The sequence below is a fragment of the Candidatus Bathyarchaeota archaeon genome (assembly GCA_026014735.1).
In the GTDB taxonomy this organism is placed as follows: Archaea; Thermoproteota; Bathyarchaeia; order Bathyarchaeales; family Bathycorpusculaceae; genus Bathycorpusculum.
This window is the reverse complement of the sequence record JAOZHT010000002.1, coordinates 163,794-184,836: the sequence shown is the minus strand read 5'-3', so window position 1 is coordinate 184,836 and position 21,043 is coordinate 163,794. Positions and strand designations below refer to the sequence as shown.

The following is a 21,043-nucleotide window of genomic DNA, read 5'->3' as shown; positions in this document are numbered from 1 at the left end:
CTTTCTAATTTATGGGCTTCTTCCAGCCGCCATTACTGAACCTTGCCATGCAGCCGAGGGGCAGCGAAAGCACCGCGATGTCCAACGCTGCAACGTAGATAAACGGCCAGCCCAGCGCTGTCTGCAGGACAGTGTTAAGTGCCATGAAGAGCAGCACCAAAAATACTCCGTTTAGCCAGAAGCCGACTTGCCAGCCTTTGGTTCCGTAGAGGAGGTTTATCAGGAAGATGTTGAGTGCGCCGACGGCTATGGGTTGGACTAGGAAGGCGACAGTTAACCAGAGGGCAAAGCCTATGGGGGGCAGATAAGCCATGAAGGGGCCCTCTTGGCTTTCAAGGTACATCTGGACTATGGTTAGGGTGACTGCTAAAATCAGTCCCTGAATCAGCAGCTTCTCCACCAAATGAAGCTGCTGCAGCCTCTGCGGTAGGGTTTCAAGTGTTTTCTGCAATCCAATCCCTCACTGCTTGCTCTGCGGGTCTATCCCGTATGCCGTAGCTGTCAAAGGCGCTGTTCCAGTATACTAGCCAGCAGCCCTTCAAGCCCATGTTTTTGTAGAGATTTAGTCCCTTGATTAGAAAGTCGCATTGGGCTTGGTCGTTGCTTGTGGACATGCCGAACTCTGTTATTATGACGTCTTTGCCGGTGATTTCATGCAGGTTCTTAACGAAGTGCGGCGACAGCACCAAGAAGCTATCCATGAAAATGTCTAAGCCCACAAAATCCAGCTTCGCGCTAAGCTCCATGGGCACGTTACTTCTTATCAAATAGCCTATACCGAAGTTCGTGTAGTACTGCGCCTGCAAGTTATGATTCTGGATTGTCTGGTACATCAGGTTAAATTTAGAAACGATTTCGTCGTCGGTGAACATGGCACCCAAAGACCACGTTGACGATAATTCGGGTTCATTGAATATTTGGATGTAGCTGAGGTGGCTTCCCCAGCGGGTCAGGTAATAGTCCACTTTATCGGTGGACTCCAAGTTTTTAATTATCAAAGCCACCTTGAGGCCATAGTTGTCGGTGGCGGCGAAGAACCGATCGGTTTTCTGGTTCTGGATATGAGTGTAATCGGTGGGGGTGCATTCCAGGGTTATCCGAATGGTTTTGAAGCCGGCGTCGTGAATACGTGCCACCTGATCATATATGAGGCCTATTTCGTCTTGTTCGTAGACGTAGTGGATGCCTACCTCAAAGTCTGAGTTATTGTTGCTTTTTGCTGAAGCGTAATACTGGTAGGGAAAGAAAGCAAGCGTGAAAGCAAGTAGAATACAGAAAGTGATAACGAGGAGGTTTTTGATTAAACTCCGGTTGGTAAACCAGAAGAACCCCTGAATTATGCTGGAGACGACTTTGCTCATACTCGAGCATGTATGATGCTGTGTGCTTTTAAGGTTTAGTCAAAAAGAGAATAGAGCTTAAAAGAAGCTCTGAATTGGAGACGAATCTTCTTGGGCTGCGTCTTGGTTTTTGATTTCTTCGATTTTGGTTTTAGTAAAAGCTTTGATGTTATCGAAGTTGCACATTTCTGCGTAGCTGACCAGAGTGATTGCGGTGCCGTCTTCGCCTTTACGCGCGGTTCTGCCTATGCGGTGGAAATAGTTCGGTGGATCCTCGGGAACATCATAGTTGAATATGTGAGTTATATCGGGGATGTCAAGACCTCTTGCGGCGACGTCGGTGGCTACGAGCAGGTTGCGTCTGCCATGCTTGAACTCATTAATTGATCGGTCGCGCTGTGCCTGTGTAAAGCCTGCGTGGAGAACCTGTGTTCGGTAGCCATGCTTATAGAGTTGGTCGGCTAGGCGACTGGTTTCATGGCGGGTTCTGCAGAAAATTATGGCTTTTTCGACGCGGTCATCTTGAAGTAAATCGCATAGGACGCCTAGTTTTGCGCTTTTATTCACTACGATATAGTACTGTTTCATTTGGGTGAGGGCAATTTCGTCTTTGCTGACAAGGATTTTCTCTGGATTACGCATGTACTTGTGGGTTAAGCGCATGACGTTTTCGTCCATGGTTGCGCTGAAGAGGGCTGTTTGTCGGTCACGGGGAGTTTTAGATAGGATATACTCTATGTCTTCGATAAAGCCCATGTCCAGCATGCGGTCAGCTTCATCTAAAACGACAAAACGCACCGAAGCCAGATTTAATACACGGCGCTCCATAAGGTCGATGATTCGGCCAGGTGTGCCAACGACAATTTGGACTCCGCTGGCGAGGGCATGAATCTGCTTGTTGATTGATTCTCCACCGTAAACAGCCAAAACCTTCGCCTTGGTGTACTTCCCAAATTTAGCGATGTTTTCAGCATCCTGGTTTGCTAATTCACGGGTGGGAGCCAAAACGAGTCCCTGCACACCGCGGACTTCGCGGTCAAGACGCTGGATCATCGGCACGCCGAACGCGGCAGTTTTGCCTGTTCCGGTTTGTGCTTGCCCGATGACGTCTTTGCCTTCCAGTAAGGGAGTTATTGCTTGAGCTTGAATCGGAAAAAGAGTGTCAAACCCTAGTTCATTTATGCTTCTGAGGACTTCACTAGTTAAGGGTAAGTCCTTAAACGATTGAATCTGCATTTCTGTTCTTCTGCCACAGATGTTTTTTCATGATTTCTCTAAAAGCTTTGGCAGCTTTGGTGATACATGAGTTAGTGTGACAGCCACAAATGAGGCTGGCGCGTATAAAAACGTTTAGTCAAAATTCAAGCAAACCACCTTGAACTTTTCCATGAAAAAGACTTAAAAATCGCAAAAGCCTCAGTTGGGTCAGCGATTATTGACGATTTCCCACAGCCCGAAGGCTCGAAGCCGTCGCCTCACATCATCCCGAGACATCATGGTTCAATCGAGAAATTTATCTATTTTGATTAACTCTAAGTAAAATTGGCTTGAACAAAAAAGGGGGAAATGGACTTTAGCTTAACAATTGGTTAACAAAGTCCGTTGCTCTGGCAGCTACTTCGTCCTCGCCGATTTTCGCAACTACAGCGCCTGAAAGGTCGCCACTTTGGAGTGCAGGAACAGAAGCTTTGATTTGAGCTATGTCCTCGGGTGTGCTTGCGCCTTGCCCGCTGCCGTAGACTCCCACGATTGTGTCTGAGTTATGTGTCTGGGCGATGCTGGCTAGGGTGTCTTTAACTGAAGCTGTGACTGCCCCAGCGTAGACGGGGCCACCGACCACTATCACGTCGTAGCCTGCGGTGTCTGCGGCGGCGGGGCTTTTAATGCCTGCTAAAGTTACCGTGAAGCCCTTAGCTTGGAGGTCTGCGGCGACTTCTTCTGCTACGCGGGTTGATGCGCCAGATAAGCCGGGGTCGTAGAGTACCAGAGCGGTTCCCATTGAGGTGCCTGTCGGGTTTAGGGTCTGTGAGCCAGTTGCTGTATATGCTGCTACGTCTGAGAGGAGTATCGCTGCGAAAGCGGCGACGATGATTATCAGAACTGCGATTACTGCCAGGATGATTTTCAGGATTTTTCTCATGTTTGTCCCTCTATTATTCTTGGTGTCTACTTTTCTTTATAAGCCATTTGAATGGGTGCCTGCAAATTGTACAAAACCTGTCGGTAAATCTCCGAGCTAACCGTGGGCTCCGCGAGGTTTTAACGACAAATGACGTATGTAAAGCCTTAAACCCTTCTGAGGGTAGGTAGATTATTGCGGCTTATGTTGGAGGTGGAAAATCCGCATGATATTCGAAGAGGACGAAGAATGGGAAGAAGGCGAAGATGAAGAATGGGAAGAAGAAGAATGGTAAACCAGCCCAATTAAGTACCCCCTTAACTTATCTTTCTTTTGATAAGGCAGTCCCAGTACGTCTGATTTTATATTGAACCTGTAGACCTTTTTTCGCCTAAATAGTTAACAAGCAACAACTTTTTAGGTTAAGAAGCACTTCTTTTATTCTGTGGTAGGTTTTATGGCAGAATCAAAAACTGAAAAAAACCTTGAAAAAGCGGCTCATGGCATGGCTGAAACCATGCTGGCCGTTATAGAAAAACTCGCCGGAACTCAATCAGACCTAAAACTCAGCTTCGAGGACTTAACCCTCGATACGGGTTTCTTCAAAGCTAAACTCAACGGCGCCATCGTTCTAGACATAGTCTACGCAAAGGAACCCTCAACTTAAACTGCAGAGCAACAGGAAAATGCCTCTTGCTGCATTATTAGGCGAGATGCTCAAATCCGGAAAAGTCACCCTGTCCCAAGGTAACGTGGCAGCTCTCGAAATCAAAGCTGCCGACAACAAAATTGACATCACCGCCCTAAACAAAGAATTCGTAAAAGACACTCTTGCTGCCGCACGTGGAACCCGAAAAAAACAGGGTTTAGCCGGAAGCATAACGGGCACCGTGGACCAAATTAAATCGGCGCGCAGCAACCTAAGCATGCTTCGGGGGGTTGCTGAGGAGTTATCTGAGGCAGGGGTCACTGTGACTCTTTCGTATAAGGACGATGTGGTGGTTACGGTGGGTTCGGGGGCGAAGCCTAAGCTTTCAAGCGCCGTGACGGGAACGAAGGCTATTGAAATCAATAATCCGCGTAAGCTCATAGAATTGGGCGTATAACTTGTAGGTTAAGCTGATTGAGAAACAAGTATAGCCTGAGACAATAGGCCTCGAAGAATACGTTTAATCGGGTTACCTTGCAGTTTTAGATTTATAACTTACTAGTCCAATTCAAGGTAGTGGACGTTAGCTCATGACGCGAATCGCCGTATTAGACACCGACAAATGCAAAGTAAAAAAATGTAATCAGCTCTGCGTAAACTTTTGTCCAATGGTGCGCAGTCGAGTAGAAGCTATCCGCGTAGAAGGCAACCAAGCCGTCATCGCCGAAACCCTTTGCAGCGGATGCGGTATCTGCGTCAAAAAATGCCCCTTCAAAGCAATCAGCATAGTCAATTTACCTGATGAACTCGAGAAGGACTGCAGCCACCGCTTCAGCGCCAACAGTTTCAAACTTTTCCGGTTACCCATGCCCTCGCCGGGTACGGTGCTGGGGCTGCTGGGTCAAAACGGCATCGGAAAAAGCACCACTCTTAAAGTTTTCAGCGGCGAGCTTAAACCTAATTTGGGCAGGTTCGATGACCCCCCTGATTGGCCAGAAATCATCCAGTACTACCGCGGCAGTAGCTTGCAGGATTACTTCGCGCGGCTTAACGATAAGAAAATGAGGGTCAGCAGCAAACCCCAGTACGTGGATAAAATACCCAAAGCTGTCACAGGCAAAGTCGGCGACCTCCTAGACAAAGTAGACGAACGCAGGCAACTTGACGCCATCGCCGACGAGTTGGAGCTGCGCAAAATCTGGGACCGCAACCTCGATGTGCTCAGCGGCGGCGAATTGCAGCGGGTAGCGGTTGCGGCAGCGCTTAGTCGAGATGCAGACGTGTACCTCTTCGATGAACCCAGCAGCTATTTGGACGTGAAGCAGCGTTTGGTGGTTGCGCGGGCGATTCGCAGCCTCAAGGAAGAGCAGAAAACCATCATCGTTGCCGAGCACGACTTAGCCATCATTGATTACCTGTCGGATCAAATCTGCGTCTTTTATGGGGAACCAAGCGTCTACGGCGTCGTCAGCCACACCCATGGCGTCCGCACAGGCATCAACATTTACTTGCAGGGCTACATACCCGACGAGAACATCATGTTCCGCAAAGAAAGCATCGTTTTCCACGAGAAACCGCCTACCGCAGGAGAAAACATTGGTGCGCCGCTTCTCAAATGGGACAGGCTGGAGAAGACGTTTGCAGGTTTTAAACTAACCATTGAACCCGGCGAAATCAAAACCGGCGAAATCATCGGTATCCTGGGCCCCAACGGCATCGGCAAAACCACCTTCGTTAAAATCCTCGCGGGCATAGAGGAAACCGACGACAAACGTCAGCTGGGCAAGTTAACCGTTAGCTACAAGCCTCAGTACATCGCACCGGATTACTCTGGCACCGTGCAGGAGCTTCTGATGGATGTTGCAAAAGAGAATTTCACCTCCAGCTGGTACAAGACGGAAATAGCCAACCCCCTTCGGCTGCTGCAGCTTTCAGACCGCAACGTCATGGAACTGTCCGGCGGAGAACTACAGCGCATCGCCATCGCAGCGTGCCTTAGCCGCAAATGTGACTTGTTCCTGCTCGACGAGCCCAGCGCTTACCTTGATGTTGAGGAACGCTTAAACGTAGCTAAGGTTCTGCGGCGCGTGGTGGAAGCCCATGGTATACCAGCGTTTGTGGTTGAGCATGACGTGGTGACGCAGGACTTCATCGCGGATCGCCTTATGGTTTTTAATGGTCAACCTGGCGAATCAGGCATAGCGCATCCGCCGACTACCCTACGCGGCGGCATGAACACTTTTCTCAAAGAAATGGACATTACCTTCCGCCGTGACTCTGTGACTTTCCGCCCCCGCGTCAACAAGGAAGGCAGCCAGATGGACGAGTTCCAAAAAGGCATAGGCGAATACTACTATACCAAAATCGTAAAGGAGAAAGATGAGGAAAAAGAGAAGTCACCCAAAAAGAAGAAGTAGCATTGGAAAGCCGGGGTTGCTGTTTTTCGGGCTCGCAGCGAGGCTTTTCTTCTAGGGCAAATTAATATATTTGATTCCCGATAGTTATTTACGCAAGCGCTGCACAGGTTTTTATGTATCCAAGTTTAACCTGGGCTTGTTTGTCGCCGCTTCCCCACAATGTGGAAGGATGCGTTTCACTATGCAGGAAAAAACCTTGACTGTTCTTGAAATCCTCTCTGAAAGTCAGCCTCAGGGTAGCGTTTACGCTTCGATGTATGACCCGACGCATTGGAAGGTTTGGGATAGTTTTGTGTCAGCATCAAAAAATGGAACCTTTCTTTTGCTGCGCAACTACATGGATTATCACAGTGACCGATTTCAGGATCACTCTTTGATGTTTTATCGTGGAGACGAATTGGTGGCTTTGATGCCTGCCAACATAGAGGGGGACACGCTGTATAGCCATGCTGGCTTAACGTATGGCGGCGTCATCTCAGGCTACGACATGGATGCGCCGTTGATGCACGGTATCTTTGAGGAACTGCAGAATCACTGCCAAAGCATAGGCGTCAAAAAGGTCATTTACAAAGCCATCCCCCCGATCTACCATAGCGCCCCCGCCGAGGAAGACCTCTATGCCCTCTTTAAGTACCACGCAAATTTGATTGGCAGAAACTTGTCCTCATGCATTTTTCTTTCGGAGAAAAAAAGGTTCCATAAGAAAAGGCGCGAATCGGTCACTAAAGCCAAAAATCACGGTGTAACGGTTAGGCAAAGCTTTGATTTCGGCGGGTTCATGGGGATGGTTGAGCAGGTTGTGAATGGACGGCACGGTTCAAAGCCGGTTCACACCTCCTCTGAGATGATGCTGCTGGCTAATCGTTTCCCCGAAAACATCAAGCTATTCGGCGCTTACCAGGCAGATAAAATGCTGGCGGGCTGCCTGATATATGAGACCCCAAACGTTGCACATGGACAGTACGCTGCAAACTTGGATGCGGGAAGGGCTTTGGGCGCGCAGGACGCAATCATCGATTATCTGGTAAACTGCTACTATGTGAAGCATCGGTATTTCGATTTTGGGATATCCACTCTTAACAATGGACGTTTCCTCAATGAAGGCTTAGTTAATCATAAGGAAAGCTTCGGTGCAAGCGCCATAGTGTATGACATCTACGAGATGCCCATAAAAATGGGCATGTAAGCTGATTTCTTTTGAAACCACCGGTTAAACGCTTATCAGATTAACAAAAAAACGTTTAATAGTCAGAATATAAGTTCAGTTACTTAGAGGAGTGTCTTTTGCCGAGTTTTTCAGTACCTGCTGACTTTCAACCATCCACCATCGAGAAATTTGCCGCAAGAAACCAAAAATGGGAAATACCCGTCAAAGACGTTTACGGCTCTTTGAATCCCTCGATTTTTGGTTCAGGACGAACCAGCTCGGTTCTGCGTCAAACCAAGTTTGGTGACTTACAAAAATATGTTGAAGCTTGCAACAGCAACGGCATCACCTTCAATTATACGCTAAACTTCAATTGCATATCAAACATGGAGTTCACCGATAAAGGCAAAAAAGAAATTCTGGGGTTCATCCATAAACTGTACTCAATAGGCATCAAACGCTTCACCGCTGTTCTTCCATCGGTTATGCTGTTGCTTAAAGACAATTTTCCCGATGTAAAAGTGACTGTGTCAGTAATATCCAACGTGGATTCCTACACACGGCTGAAGGCTTTTCTTGCCGCCGGAAACATCGACCGAATTATGATTCCTGAAAGCATGAACCGCAAGATGGCGCGGTTAGAGAAGCTGACGGCGCAGGGTAAGGAGTTGGGCGTTGAATTCGGAACTATCGTTAACGGGCTCTGCTTGATTGATTGCCCCTTTAGGGAGTACCATTACTCTTTTAACTCTCATGCGTTGGGAGGTAAAAAATTCAAGCCAGGCGACTACTATGTTTCCAGATGCAGCTTAACTAAGCTGGAGAACCCCGCGGAAGTTTTAAAGATGGGCTGGATTAGGCCAGAGGACCTGCATCACTACGTGGACGCAGGCATCGAAGTCTTCAAAATAGCCGGAAGAGAAACCACTAAACCCGATTTCATACGTGTAGTGGATGTTTACAATCAGGGAACCTACGATGGAAACCTCTGGGAGCTATTCAGGAGCTTCTCCGTGCCGCCGGAGGCTGAAGCCCTAAACTACGCCAAGATGATTACTCTACAGAACAGGGACCTTGGAGCCTTCACTAAACGGTTTTTTGTGGCAAAATCCTTCTGCACCACAAAAGACTGCGAAACATGCAACTACTGCACCGACAACGCGCACCTCGTCCAAGTTAACGACTACGCAAGATGGAAGCAGACCCTGGAAACTGACCTGTCATTCTTCAATAAAGGCAAGTAGCTCAAATTCAATGGCACGTCAGGGCAGTCTAATATGCTGTTCTGATAAGGTAAAACTGCAGCAAGCTGCCTGCTCAGTCAGTAATAGGAAAATTCTGGGTCTACCCTATATAAGCAAGTTTCCACGTTAACCGTACCCATGAAGCTGGGTGTGCTGTTTTCAGGCGGCAAAGACTCAACCTATGCCCTGCAATTGGCCTCGCAGAAGGAAACTGTAGCGTGCCTCATCACGTTAGCCTCCAAAAACCGGGAAAGCTACATGTTCCACACCCCCAACATCGACGTAACCAAGCTTCAGGCGGAGGCGCTGGGGCTGCCGTTGCTGCGGGTGGAAACGGCGGGCGTCAAGGAGGAGGAACTGGCGGATTTAGAATCGGCAATCGCAGAGGCTAAGGCGCGGTTTGGCATCGAGGGTGTGGTGACTGGCGCCGTGGAGTCGGTGTATCAGGCGTCGCGTGTGCAGCGTATCTGCAACCGTTTGGACCTCTGGCAATTTAATCCCCTCTGGAAACATAATCAGCAGGCCCTGCTTGACGCTCTTTTGGAACAGAAATATCAAGTTATCATCTCAGGTGTCTTTGCTTATCCCCTCGATGAGGCATGGCTGGGCAGGCAGCTTGACAGCGAAATGATTGCGCGGCTAGTTGAGTTGCAGGGGAAATATGGCATCAGCCCCTCGGGGGAAGGCGGCGAAATCGAAACCACAGTGCTCGATGCGCCAATGTTTAGGCAGAAAATCCAAATTACAGACTTCACCACAGAAGCCAAAGGCAACAGCGGCGTTTTCATCATAAAGCAGGCGAGGTTGGCTTCGAAATGATTCTGGTCGTCGACCTGAATTGGAAGCCTGATTCGCTGGCAAAAACCGAGTTTGTGGCGCCAATCGTGTCGGTGGTTGAGTCATTTGAGGGCTGCGTCGTAAAGCATTTCTTGGAGGTAGACGCCGAGGAGCTGGGAAGCTACAGCCGCATCATCCTCTCGGGGACAACACTTAAGGATTTTGAAGCTCAGGCGCATCTGGACTGCTTTAGCTGGATAAAAACCTGTGATAAACCCATATTGGGCATCTGCGCGGGAATGCAAATAATCAGCCTCATCTATGGCGTGCCCCTGCAGCGGTGCCTAGGAATCGGCATGACCGAAATCAAAACCACCCGGCCTAACCTGTTGTTCAGCGGGGTTTTTCAAGCCTACACGCTCCACAGCCTCACCGCTACAGCATCCGATAGTTTTGATGTGCTTGCCGAATCAGACCACTGCATACAAGCCATAAAGCACCGCCAAAAAACCCTCTATGGCGTGCTGTTTCACCCTGAAGTGCGCAACCCCACAGTCCTCCAGCGCTTCCTCACCCTCTGACGCCGCTTCTGTGGCGTGCTGGAGCTTGGCAAAAAGAGTTAAAAGGCTAAGGCGTCTTCTTTTAGTGTAGTTTTAGGAGGATTTGTTTTGATAACCAAGCTGCCAGTTGAGAAACTCCGTAATGTTTGTGACGATAATTTTTTGCGATGTGAATCCACAAAGGACCTTACGCCCTTAAGCGAAATCATAGGGCAAGAACGCGCGGTGCGGGCGCTGAAATTCGGTTTAGGCATCAAAGACCACGGCTTTAACATGTACGTCGCGGGGTACCCGGGGACTGGAAGAAAAACCGCGGTGAAAAGCTTCGTGGAGGCCCAAGCGAAAACTCTGCCTGTGCCCTCAGACTGGTGCTACGTCAACAACTTCGGCAACCCCTATGAACCCAAAGCCATCGAGTTGCCGCCGGGCAGGGGGAAAGAGTTCCGCGGGGACATGAAGAACTTTATCGAAAACGTGAAAAGTGCGTTGCCTAAAGCTTTTGAAAGCGAGGATTATGTGGCTCGGCGGGACTCTAAGCTGAGGGATTTAGAGACTAAACGCAAAGCCCTAATCGAGTTGATAAACGCGAAGGCTCAAAGCGAGGGCTTTGTTATTCAAACCACGCCCGTGGGGCTGCTGCTTATTCCCGTTTTAGATGGCAAACCCCTCACTGAAGAGGAAATGCTGGCGCTTCCCCAAGACATGAAGGATAAATTAAACTTGAAACGCGAGAAACTCGAGGGGGAATTCCGCTCTACCATGAGGCAACTTATCGATATGGAACGCCAAATGCAGGATACCCTTAAAAGACTCAACAAGGAAGTCGCGCTCTACGCCATCGGCAGCCAAGTGCAGAGTCTACTTGAGAAGTACCAAGCCAACAGCGAAGTCACCGTTTACCTCAAAGCAGTCGAAAGCGACATTTTAGATAACCTTCAATCCTTTGCGCGCCGCGGCGGCGAGGCTCAGCAGCAGCTTCCATTCGCGATGCCATGGATGAAGGAGGAGCCCTATAAGAAATACGAGGTTAACGTGGTTATCGATAACTCGGAAGCAACGGGTGCACCGGTTGTCATGGAGACTAACCCCACCTACCATAACCTTCTGGGCAGAACCGAGAAGGAAGCACAGTTCGGGGCATTGACGACTGATTTCAGCATGATCCGCGGCGGAGCCATCCATAAAGCCAACGGCGGCTACCTCATAATACCCGTCGAGGACCTGCTGCGTAACCCCTTCAGCTACGATGGCCTCAAGCGGGACCTGCGTGATGGCAAAATGGCAATCGAGGAGCCTGAGGAACGCTATGGCTTTTTAAGCGTTAAAACCCTCAAGCCCAAACCTATCCCGCTCTCCGCCAAAGTCATCCTTATCGGCGACCCCAATATCTACCAGATGATGTTTAGCCTCGACACCGACTTCCGCGAACTCTTCAAGGTTAAAGCTGAATTCGACACCAGCATGGCACGTACAGACCAAAACGTGGAGCAGTATGGGGCGTTTGTCTGTGCTTTATGTGAGCGGGAAGGCCTTAGGCACCTTAACGGCGGTGCACTCGCTAAGCTTATCGAGTACAGTTCCCGCATCATCGAAGACCAATACAAACTCTCCACTCAGTTCTCGCTTATCGCCGACGTCATCAGAGAAAGCAACTACTATGCCGCCCAAGATAACTTCGAGGTGATAACCGCCGAGCATGTCCGCAAAGCCATAGAGGAAAAAATTTACCGCAGCAAACTCATCCAGGAGAAACTTCAAGAAATGGTCAGCCGCGGCTTCTTCCTCATCGACACCGCCGAGGAAAAGGTGGGGCAAGTTAACGGTTTATCCGTTATGGGTCTAGGCGACTTCGCCTTTGGCATGCCCTCCCGCGTAACCGTCAGCATCGGCTTGGGCCGCGAAGGCGTCATCGACATAGAGCGTGAATCAAAAATGGGCGGCCCCATACACACCAAGGGTGTACTTATCCTCAGCGGCTACATCAACGACAAATACGCCCGCGACAAACCCCTTAGCCTCAGCGCCAGATTGGTGTTTGAGCAGAACTACGAGGGCGTGGAGGGCGACAGCGCCTCAAGCACCGAGCTCTACAGCATCCTCAGCTCGTTGTCGGGGTTGCCGATTAAGCAGAACATCGCCGTCACAGGCTCAGTTAACCAGAAGGGCGATGTGCAAGCCATCGGAGGCGTCAACGAGAAAATCGAGGGGTTCTTTGAAGTCTGCAAAATGCGGGGCTTAACAGGCGAGCAGGGCGTGATGATTCCGCAGAGCAACGTGCAGAACCTGATGCTTAAAGAGGAGGTGCTTGATGCGGTTAGGGCGGGGCACTTTAACCTCTACTCGGTGGGCTCCATCGACGAGGGCATCGAGGTGCTCACCGGCGCTAGGGCAGGGCAGAGGCGGGCGGACGGCACCTACGAGGAGGGCACCGTGAACTTTTTGGTGGATAAGCAGCTGAGGGAGATGGCGGATAAACTCAAGGAGTACCCGACTGGTGAGTTAAGGCCCAGAAAACCAGACGAGTAACACTCTCGATTTCCCTGGGCAGCCAATAACCTGCAAGTTCAGCCTATTTATAAGGGGGATGGAGGTTGGTGGAGCAGCAGACGCCCCAGCTATGTGCCTATAAATAGAGGGGGGGTAGATGTGGCAGAGCAACAGATGCTTAGAGGGGGTATTTGCTGTAATACCGATATAGCGTTAGGGTTTGCTGGTTGGTTTTGCGTCTAAGCATAAACAGTGATATGCCGATTAAAAGGAAAATTGCGCCTAACCCCATGGCGCCTAAAATCGCCAGCACAAGGACAAGGCGTATCAGGCTAAAGTAGGAAGGCAGGGAATTTTGGGTTTCCTCAATATTCACCCGCAGATCGCCAAGCGCGCTGTTGACGCTGCCCAGCTGAGTAGCTGCGGTGTTTAATGTGTTGGGAACCTCTGCGGTCTGCTGCCCAATCGATGTTATGCTTAAAGACACGCTTTGAAGCTGGTTCGCCGCGGTTGTTATCGGTTCCCCAATCGAGCTCACGGTTGATCCGACTGCGCCAAAGGGGCTTGTGCCTGCAACAGAGATGCCGCCCAGAGTCTGCCCCACGCTAGTCACTGTTGAACCGATAGAGGTCAAGTTGTCGGCGATGGCGCCTGTTAACTGGCCGCTTCGGTTCAAAGAGGGCAAACTAAGGTTTGTAACCCTAGTCAAAGAAACCAAAGTCGCTCGGGTTGAGGTTAAGGCAGTCTGCGCCCTTTGAAGCGCACTGTCCGCTTTCGTTAAAGTCGACGAAACCGTCGCCTCCAAATTGTCAATCGGCGAACTCAATAAAGGATAAGCGATGGCGGCGCCCACTATGACACCGACCCCTAAGAGGATACATAGAATACTGGTTATCAGCACCAATTTTAGTTCAGCCAAAAAAAGCCCAGCTTATAAAATGCAAGTTAAGCGTGGATAAGTTATGGAAATGTTGTGATTTTAACTTTTGCTTGCTTGCGTTAAGCCAAAGAACGCTCCAGCAGGCCCCTGCAGTTTGAGGCTAACCCTCAGCGCTGACAAAAACCGTGGACACAGGTAATTCAAACAAAAAAGGGGAAGAAAAAAGAGATAGCGATTTATCCATGGTTAGCTTGATTTTTGACCACTTACTAAGCCTACGATAGCTAAACGGTTAAGACACTGCAAAACCAGATAGCAAAAAGCCAAAGCAGCTGGCAGTAGCCTGCCAATATGGATTGTGGATTCATAACCCTTTACTTACATTCCGTAGCTTTAACGTATATACTAAAACAGCTACGGAACACTGCACATAGTTTGTTTGGGATGAACTGTTTGGCTAAGAAGAAAGCAGACCAGAAATTTGCAGAAGTGCTCTTAAACGCCATAGACAAGGCTCTGGCAAGTTTAGGAAAAGAAGTGCAGTTCTCCATCTACTTCAATCTTGAAGCCAAATTTGCCCTTCCAAAACAGGACATCCCTGATCGAACAGGCGACTTCTCAGATGCTCTAGATCAAATTTTTGGGAGCGCCGCAAGGCAACTTGAACTGCTAATCATGAAGTACCTCAATGAACAAGTTCAATGTAACTACAGATGGGTTGGGCCCAGTTGGCTGGTTCCCAACTTAACGTTTGAAAAATACGTCAAACTCGTCAGGATAAGTGTCGAGGATCATGGCGCTACCGGAGATGTAGAGGTGTTAATTGGTGAGGGAGAAAAACCTGAACAAGAAACCTGACGGCTTATTCAGCGAGCTGATTAGTTTCATAGCTGACCCCGCCGTGGTGCTTGATAACAACGGCGTAATCTGGTATGCTAACCAAGCCACAGAAAAATACACGGGAGTAAAAGTTGAAGAACTCATAGGCAGCCGCCTTTTTGATTTTTTCGATATATCCCAAGCTTTGCTATTCAATGAAAATTTGAAAAAACGATTCATGGGCGAGCGAATTCCGCTATACGAAGTTAAATTGAAAAGTAAACAGGGCACGGTAAGTCTGCTGGAGGTAAATGCCAAACGCTGCGAACTTGGCGATCTAGTGCTCGACGTTGTTGTTTTTCGAGATGTCACCGAGAGGGTTCAGCGGAGAGAAGAACTCGAGCACAACCTTAACAAAAGCGAGTTGCAATTCAAAACCATCAGCGATAGCACACTCGACGGCATTATACTGTTTGATCAGCAGGAAAAGATACGGTATTGGAACGCTTCAGCCCAAAGACTCTTTGGGTATAAAGCAAACGAAGTTCTCGGAAAAGCCCTTAGAGAAACAATTGTTCCTTCTCACGCCTTTGGTTTATTGGACAAATACACCGAAGAATTCCTCAAAGACCAAAACATAATCAAGAAAGCCATAGAGTTCCCTGTGCAGCGGAAAAACGGCGAAGAATTCCCCGCTGAAGTCACAATCTCACAAATTACCCTGGGAAACGAAGATTTAGCGGTAGCAGTTGTTCGGGACATAAGTGAACGCAAGGACTACGAGTATGCTTGGCGCCAGCAGCATGAGATGCTTGAAGCTGTAACCGAAAACACCGGCGTCGGATTAAGCCTGATTACTCCTGACTACCGGATTTTCTGGACAAACCACCCCATGAAACAAATCTTCGGCGGCAGCATCCAAGGTAAAAAGTGCTTTACTCGACTGGGCAAACAGGCTGTATGTAGCGACTGCTCGCTTAAAAAAATCTTCGACGAAGGCGAAAACCTATTTTCTCATGAAGTCTCGGGCTTCGATAAGGAAGGCAACGCATTTACTCTACAAGTAACCGCCAGCCCGGTAAGGGACAAGAACGGTAAGATTTTTGCTGCCCTAGAAGTGGCTGTTCCCATTACCCGAAGAAAGCAGATGGAAAAACAAATTGATGAAGCCAAAAACCTCTATCATGCCCTCTTCGAGCAGACCCCCTTAGGTGTCCTTGTTATAGACCCCGAAACCACCAGAATCATAGAATTTAATGATGTTGCACATCGGCAGTTAGGATATACCCGAGAAGAATTCAGCAAACTCGACATATCAGACTTCGAGGCCTTAGAGTCATCTGCCGGGATTGAACAGGTAATTAAAAAGGTTCTAAACGAGGGCTCGGTTGAGTTTCTTACGAAGCATCGAACAAAAAACGGTGAAACAATAAATATCCTAGTTAACCAACGAAAAATAGAGTTGCCCGGCAGAGACATTATACTGGCAACATGTCACGATGTGACAGGGATTAACCGGATGCATGATGCATTGCGCAGCAGCGAAGAAAAATTCTACGGAATAGCCAACTGCGTGAAGGATGCATTAATTTTAATCAATGATGATTCAAAAGTTATTTACTGGAATCCCGCCGCAGAAAAAACCTTTGGCTACACAAGCAAAGAAGCCATAGGCAGAGGTATCCACCAGCTAGTTATCCCCGACTCTGTTTGCAAGGAAGGAATAGACCGCATTGGGCAGAGCATGAACACATTCCGCGAAACAGGTATGGGGTACTTCACTGTTGGAAAAGTTGAGGTGACTGGTCGCCGAAAAGACGGAACCGAATTCCCCGCGGAGTTAGCTGTTTCTCCACTTAACATAAATGGAAAATGGAACGCTGTAGGCGTCGTTAAAGATGTTACTTCTCGCAAACTCTCTGACCAGAAATTACGGGATGCCGAGCAGCGATACCATTCATTATTCAATCAGTCGCCTTTGGGGGTTCTGGTTATTGACCCTGAGGCAACGACTTGTATAGAATTCAACGATGTAGCACATCAGCAGTTAGGTTACACGCGGGAGGAGTTCGAGAAGATACGGATTTTCGAAATAGAAGCCCACGAGTCACCCCAAGAGGTTAAGGCCCACATTTGGCAGATGGTTGAAAGCGGCGGCGGAGAATTCGAAACCCAGCACCTAACAAAAAGCGGTGAAATAAGAAACGTAATAGTGACAACTCGTGTTTTGCAAGCTGCTGGCAAAAAATATCTTCACGCGATATTCCATGATATCACTGAAATACGCAAAGTCCAGACTGCATTGATGGTGAGTGAAGCCCGATACCGTCAGTTAGTGGAGCTTGCACACGAAGGCATCTGGGCAGTAGATAACGATTTTGTCACCTTCTTTGTTAATCCACGTATGGCGCAGATGCTTGGTTACATGGAAAGCGAGATGGTTGGTAAGCCGTTTTTTGATTTTCTTGGCAGCGACAAAGTGGAAACCGTTAAGGACGCTATACAAGAATACCGAATGGCTGGGAGGAAGGGCCAATTTGAAATTGCGTTCCCCACCAAGGATGGGCAAACCGTAGAGACAACCATGTCTCTGTCAACTTTAACTGATGACCACAAACAGGTTATTGGCGTGTTGGCAGTGATATCTGATATTACCGAACGTAAACAGGCTGATAGAGCATTAACGGAAAGTGAAGAACGCTTCCGCGCCATAAGCACCTCTGCGATGGACGCCATTATCCTAAGTGACCTGGACGATAAGGTGATTTATTGGAACCCCGCCGCTGAGAGAGCCTTCGGTTACTCAGCAGAGGAGACATTGGGCAAAAAACTAGCCGACCTAGTTATTCCACCCCGCGCCCACAAAAAGCATCAACGCCTCCTCGAAGAACTAATTTTCAAGCCCACCTCACAGCGACAGTCAGGTTTAACGGCACAAAGAAAAGACGGCAGTTCCTTCCCTATTGACCTCTCCGTGGTGTCCGTGAAGCTTAAGGACAAAAACTGCTTGCTGTCGACTATCCGCGATATAACCGAGTCAATGGCGATGGAGGAAGCCCTAAGGCAGGAACGGGACCTGCTTGAAAGCGTAACATCGAGCACGAACATGGTGCTGTTTATTGTCAACCGTAATTATGAGGTCATCTGGACAAACCAGCGGGCAAAACAGGCGGCTCACAGCGATAACCTCCTAGATAAGCCCTGCTATGAAAGCTTTGGTCAGGGCTCCAAAGGCATCTGTGAGGGCTGTGGTGTTAGAAAAATCTTTGAAAACGATGAATCCATAGTTAGAAGAGACTACCTCAGAAAAACAAGCGCTGGAAAAGACCTCTGGCTTGAACTCATCAGCACTCCAATCAAGGACAAAGAAGGCAACGTTATTTCTGCATTAGAGATTGCTATAGACATCAATGAGCGAAAGCAGCTCCAGAACAAGCTAGCTGAGTATTCACAGCGGCTAGAGGAGATTGTTCAGAAGCGAACCGAGCAGCTGAAACGGGCTCAGGCTGAACTGGTTAAATCAGAGCGGTTAGCTGCCATAGGCGAATTAGCCGGCATGATTGGGCATGATTTACGCAACCCATTAACAGGTATTAAGAACTCCGCGTACTTCCTCAAAAAGAAAGGCACCGCAGTGGATCCAAAGCAAGCGCAGGAAATGCTGGAAAACATCGATAAATGCGTTAATTACTCCAATAAAATCGTCAGCGACCTTCTGGATTATTCACGTGAAATTCACTTATACCTCGAGGAGGAGTCGCCTAAGAAGCTGCTATCTGACGCCCTTGCAATGATGGAAATACCGCAAAGAGTCACAGTTAAAAACAAGCTCTCTGAAAGCCCCTGTATAATCGTGGATCCTGATAAAATGAAACGTGTCATCATAAACTTAGTGAAGAACGCGGTTGATGCCATGCCCAACGGCGGCGAAGTCACCGTCGACAGCCGTCAAGTCAAAGGGGGCTTGGAGATATCTTTCCACGATACAGGCTGCGGCGTCAGCGACGAAATTTTGCCGCGGCTTTTCTCTCCGTTGTTCACCACCAAAGCGCAGGGTATGGGCTTTGGGTTAGCGATATGTAAACGAGTCGTGGAGGCGCATGGAGGCACAATCGCGGTGAGTACCATTAAGGATCATGGAACAACTTTTACGATAACATTACCCCTTAGACCTAAACTTGAAAGTGGAGGTGAGAACGTATGGATAAACATCCCCGAATCCTCGTTGTCGACGACGACGAAACCATAAGAAGCACCATGAAAGCTATCCTGCAAGATGAAGGCTACATAGTCGATTTAGCCGCCAGCGGCAAAGAAGCCATCGAGAAAACCCGTGAAACCGCATACAATGTTGCACTTTTAGACATTAGGCTGCCAGATATGGAGGGCGTGGATTTGCTTAAGATGCTAAAGGACGGCGTTCCCCGAACCCGCAAAATCATGGTCACTGGCTATCCGTCGATGCAAAACGCCATTGCTGCCCTGAACAAGAATGCTGACGCATACCTGCTAAAGCCAGTGGATGTGGAGAAACTGCTAAACACCGTCAAGCAGCAGCTCTTTGCACAGGAGAACGAACGCAAATTCAGCGAACAGAAAGTCGCCGAGTTCATCGAGAGCCGCGTGAAGGAACTCTCCACAAAAGAGCTCTAAAGCGGCCAACCCCTCATCTCCCTCCCTTTACATTCTATTTCAGAACCTTTAGCCTGAGCGCCGCTGAAATTGGCTTACTTAGGAATTTGGTTTTTGTACGCATAAAATTAATATCTTGCCGTTACGCTCAAATCCTAGAAAACAGGTGGAATGAAGATGAGTTTTGGCGGCTTTAAAGTTTTCAATGGCTTGCAGGAAGTGCTTGTTTTGGCCTTGATGATGGTATCTATGCTTGCGCTTTTCTATGCTCCCATTGACCTCTCCTACAAGATAGGTATAGGCATCATATCCTTCCTAGTCATCATGCTTATGACCATAGCGACCCAGAAGCTACGGGAGCAAAAAGAGCTTAGGGAAAGACAAATTAAAGAAGCCTAAGTGAACTTACGGAAAAAAACAAAAGGAAGTTAGCCTTCCTTAAGTTATCCTTTAGCCCTAAACCCTCCTGGCATTTCAGTAGATCAAATTTGGTATTCGTTTGTTTTTTCTATAGTTGTTGTTGTGGCATGGCGCCTTTACACAACAACTACCAGTGGGTTTGGCTGGGGCGTCTGTTTTGGCGTCGGCGGGTTTAGGCGACTGCAGGCTGGTTGTGGCTAGTCCCACAAGCAGAACAAAACAAACACGTTGATCTACTGATATAGTGGGGGCGAAAATTTTATCTACAACTTGCATCAAACAGGAAAATTCTGAGAGTGTAGCTAAATTGGATGTCCTAGTGCTAAACGGAGCAAGAATCAATGACCGAAAAGTTGACGAAGCAAACGAAACATTACTATCAGCTCTACAAAAAGTCGGTAACATTTCAGCCTATAAGCTGCGCGACCTTAAAGTGGCTGACTGTGTAGGCTGCTTTGGCTGCTGGGTTAAAACACCCGGTATATGCGTAATAGATGATCCCGCAAGAGAAATAGCATCCAAACTAGCACAAACCGACCTACTCATACAGGTGTCGCCAATCGTTTTCGGCGGTTACCCATATGAACTAAAAAAGGTACTTGACCGCCAAATCCCCACAATCCTGCCATTTATGGAAAAATACAAAGGGGAAATTCATCACCCCCAGCGGTACGATAAAAGGCATGGTATGGCAGCAATCGGCGTCTTGCCACATCCTGACCCGGAAAGCGAAGCCATCTTTAAAACGCTCGTCTACCGCAATTCGCTTAACTGGCAGGCACCAAAACAGTCTACGGTAATAATATACGAATCGGACAACCAAGCAACTGTTGAAGGTAAAATCAGCGGCTTACTTACTAATTTGGAGGTAAAAATTTGAATTCAAAAAAAGCGCTACTGTTCATAGGTAGCCCACACGGTTTTAACAGCAGCTCCAACTCTTTAGGCACATACCTACTTGACAAACTGCAAAGCGGCGGATACGAAACCAGCAAAATCCATGCTCAAGCCGCGATACACAATAAAGAAAAACAGGCAGAAATGCTATCACAGGTAGCTGACAGCGACATTTTAATTTTAGCGTTTCCTCTCTACGTAGACTCGCTCCCCGCAGGCTTAATTCTAGCCTTAGAGAAAATCGCTGAAGACCGCAAAAACGGCGCGGCAGCTAAACATACACGAGTTTTAGCAATCGTCAACAACGGTTTTCCAGATGCCAAACAAAACGCCACCGCCATAGCAATCTGCAAACAATTCGCTAACGAAGTGGGGTATGAGTGGGCTGGGGGATTAACGATGGGCGCCGGAGCCATGATAAATGGCATGCCACTCGAGAAAGCACCAATGATAAAAAACATTAAAAAATCGTTGGACTTAACCGCAAAAAGCCTCTTAGAGGGCTCAACTGTACCAGAAGAAGCCATGCAGTTGATGGCGAAACCAGTCATGCCCAACTTTATAATGACTCGGATCGCTAATATGGGCTGGAAAAATATGGCTAAACCATATGGTAATCAGAAGAAGCTACGAGATAGACCAATTAAATAGAAAG

Annotated in this window: 19 protein-coding genes; 14 read left to right on the top strand and 5 right to left on the bottom strand. The window is 48.3% G+C overall.

The genetic code is table 11. The features are described from left to right. Positions 1 to 4: 4 nt before the first annotated feature. The 4 genes from NWE93_06825 to NWE93_06810 form a co-directional block, all read right to left on the bottom strand. Entirely contained in the window at positions 5 to 451 is a 447-nt protein-coding gene (locus NWE93_06825) for a hypothetical protein (GenBank protein ID MCW3999934.1), read from the bottom strand. Continuing rightward, complete coding sequence (locus tag NWE93_06820; GenBank protein ID MCW3999933.1) at positions 435 to 1,361, bottom strand: hypothetical protein; 927 nt, start codon at positions 1,359 to 1,361, stop codon at positions 435 to 437. Before NWE93_06820 ends, NWE93_06825 begins: the two co-directional genes overlap by 17 nt. A gap of 57 nt (positions 1,362 to 1,418) precedes the next feature. Then, a complete protein-coding gene (locus NWE93_06815; GenBank protein ID MCW3999932.1) occupies positions 1,419 to 2,576 on the bottom strand; it encodes a DEAD/DEAH box helicase in 1,158 nt (385 codons plus the stop codon). 337 nt (positions 2,577 to 2,913) lie between these two features. After that, the gene (locus NWE93_06810) at positions 2,914 to 3,480 is read right to left on the bottom strand and encodes a hypothetical protein (GenBank protein MCW3999931.1); all 567 of its coding nucleotides are present in this window, start codon (positions 3,478 to 3,480) and stop codon (positions 2,914 to 2,916) included. A 436-nt stretch (positions 3,481 to 3,916) separates the two neighbouring features. Here NWE93_06810 and NWE93_06805 point away from each other — a divergent pair, with 436 nt between their 5' ends. From NWE93_06805 to NWE93_06770, 8 genes are all read left to right on the top strand, one after another. Then, entirely contained in the window at positions 3,917 to 4,126 is a 210-nt protein-coding gene (locus NWE93_06805; protein ID MCW3999930.1) for a hypothetical protein, read from the top strand. A gap of 19 nt (positions 4,127 to 4,145) precedes the next feature. Beyond that, entirely contained in the window at positions 4,146 to 4,565 is a 420-nt protein-coding gene (locus NWE93_06800) for a hypothetical protein (GenBank protein ID MCW3999929.1), read from the top strand. Positions 4,566 to 4,698: 133 nt separating this feature from the next. Beyond that, on the top strand, positions 4,699 to 6,525 hold the full coding sequence (locus tag NWE93_06795; GenBank protein MCW3999928.1) for a ribosome biogenesis/translation initiation ATPase RLI: 1,827 nt from the start codon (positions 4,699 to 4,701) through the stop codon (positions 6,523 to 6,525). A gap of 181 nt (positions 6,526 to 6,706) precedes the next feature. Next, the gene (locus NWE93_06790; protein ID MCW3999927.1) at positions 6,707 to 7,711 is read left to right on the top strand and encodes a GNAT family N-acetyltransferase; all 1,005 of its coding nucleotides are present in this window, start codon (positions 6,707 to 6,709) and stop codon (positions 7,709 to 7,711) included. 98 nt (positions 7,712 to 7,809) lie between these two features. After that, positions 7,810 to 8,916 (top strand): hypothetical protein, encoded by a 1,107-nt coding sequence (locus tag NWE93_06785; protein MCW3999926.1) that lies wholly within the window; start codon positions 7,810 to 7,812, stop codon positions 8,914 to 8,916. A gap of 138 nt (positions 8,917 to 9,054) precedes the next feature. Next, complete coding sequence (locus NWE93_06780; protein MCW3999925.1) at positions 9,055 to 9,735, top strand: diphthine--ammonia ligase; 681 nt, start codon at positions 9,055 to 9,057, stop codon at positions 9,733 to 9,735. After that, a complete protein-coding gene (locus NWE93_06775; GenBank protein ID MCW3999924.1) occupies positions 9,732 to 10,274 on the top strand; it encodes a hypothetical protein in 543 nt (180 codons plus the stop codon). Before NWE93_06780 ends, NWE93_06775 begins: the two co-directional genes overlap by 4 nt. Before the next feature lie 87 nt (positions 10,275 to 10,361). Continuing rightward, the gene (locus tag NWE93_06770; GenBank protein ID MCW3999923.1) at positions 10,362 to 12,779 is read left to right on the top strand and encodes an AAA family ATPase; all 2,418 of its coding nucleotides are present in this window, start codon (positions 10,362 to 10,364) and stop codon (positions 12,777 to 12,779) included. Positions 12,780 to 12,918: 139 nt separating this feature from the next. Here NWE93_06770 and NWE93_06765 read toward each other — a convergent pair whose 3' ends face one another. Then, complete coding sequence (locus NWE93_06765) at positions 12,919 to 13,659, bottom strand: hypothetical protein (protein MCW3999922.1); 741 nt, start codon at positions 13,657 to 13,659, stop codon at positions 12,919 to 12,921. Positions 13,660 to 14,073: 414 nt separating this feature from the next. On the opposite strand from NWE93_06765, the gene NWE93_06760 reads away from it, so the two are divergent. The 6 genes from NWE93_06760 to NWE93_06735 all read left to right on the top strand — a co-directional run bounded on the left by NWE93_06760 (position 14,074) and on the right by NWE93_06735 (position 21,039). Continuing rightward, on the top strand, positions 14,074 to 14,478 hold the full coding sequence (locus tag NWE93_06760) for a hypothetical protein (protein ID MCW3999921.1): 405 nt from the start codon (positions 14,074 to 14,076) through the stop codon (positions 14,476 to 14,478). After that, positions 14,447 to 18,688, top strand: coding sequence for a PAS domain S-box protein (locus tag NWE93_06755; protein ID MCW3999920.1), 4,242 nt, complete (start codon positions 14,447 to 14,449; stop codon positions 18,686 to 18,688). Before NWE93_06760 ends, NWE93_06755 begins: the two co-directional genes overlap by 32 nt. Continuing rightward, complete coding sequence (locus NWE93_06750; protein MCW3999919.1) at positions 18,640 to 19,092, top strand: response regulator; 453 nt, start codon at positions 18,640 to 18,642, stop codon at positions 19,090 to 19,092. The genes NWE93_06755 and NWE93_06750 overlap by 49 nt, the downstream gene beginning before the upstream one ends. A 156-nt stretch (positions 19,093 to 19,248) precedes the next feature. Continuing rightward, a complete protein-coding gene (locus NWE93_06745; GenBank protein MCW3999918.1) occupies positions 19,249 to 19,470 on the top strand; it encodes a hypothetical protein in 222 nt (73 codons plus the stop codon). Between the two features lie 328 nt (positions 19,471 to 19,798). Continuing rightward, positions 19,799 to 20,371, top strand: coding sequence for an NAD(P)H-dependent oxidoreductase (locus NWE93_06740; protein MCW3999917.1), 573 nt, complete (start codon positions 19,799 to 19,801; stop codon positions 20,369 to 20,371). After that, the gene (locus NWE93_06735) at positions 20,368 to 21,039 is read left to right on the top strand and encodes an NAD(P)H-dependent oxidoreductase (protein MCW3999916.1); all 672 of its coding nucleotides are present in this window, start codon (positions 20,368 to 20,370) and stop codon (positions 21,037 to 21,039) included. The genes NWE93_06740 and NWE93_06735 overlap by 4 nt, the downstream gene beginning before the upstream one ends. The last annotated feature ends 4 nt before the right edge of the window (positions 21,040 to 21,043 follow it).

Coding starts and splice junctions, on each gene's coding strand:
- NWE93_06820 (MCW3999933.1), bottom strand. CDS start 1,361: ATGAGCAAAGTCGTCTCCAGCATAATTCAGGGGTTCTTCTGGTTTACC.
- NWE93_06815 (MCW3999932.1), bottom strand. CDS start 2,576: ATGCAGATTCAATCGTTTAAGGACTTACCCTTAACTAGTGAAGTCCTC.
- NWE93_06810 (MCW3999931.1), bottom strand. CDS start 3,480: ATGAGAAAAATCCTGAAAATCATCCTGGCAGTAATCGCAGTTCTGATA.
- NWE93_06805 (MCW3999930.1), top strand. CDS start 3,917: ATGGCAGAATCAAAAACTGAAAAAAACCTTGAAAAAGCGGCTCATGGC.
- NWE93_06800 (MCW3999929.1), top strand. CDS start 4,146: ATGCCTCTTGCTGCATTATTAGGCGAGATGCTCAAATCCGGAAAAGTC.
- NWE93_06795 (MCW3999928.1), top strand. CDS start 4,699: ATGACGCGAATCGCCGTATTAGACACCGACAAATGCAAAGTAAAAAAA.
- NWE93_06790 (MCW3999927.1), top strand. CDS start 6,707: ATGCAGGAAAAAACCTTGACTGTTCTTGAAATCCTCTCTGAAAGTCAG.
- NWE93_06780 (MCW3999925.1), top strand. CDS start 9,055: ATGAAGCTGGGTGTGCTGTTTTCAGGCGGCAAAGACTCAACCTATGCC.
- NWE93_06775 (MCW3999924.1), top strand. CDS start 9,732: ATGATTCTGGTCGTCGACCTGAATTGGAAGCCTGATTCGCTGGCAAAA.
- NWE93_06750 (MCW3999919.1), top strand. CDS start 18,640: ATGGATAAACATCCCCGAATCCTCGTTGTCGACGACGACGAAACCATA.
- NWE93_06745 (MCW3999918.1), top strand. CDS start 19,249: ATGAGTTTTGGCGGCTTTAAAGTTTTCAATGGCTTGCAGGAAGTGCTT.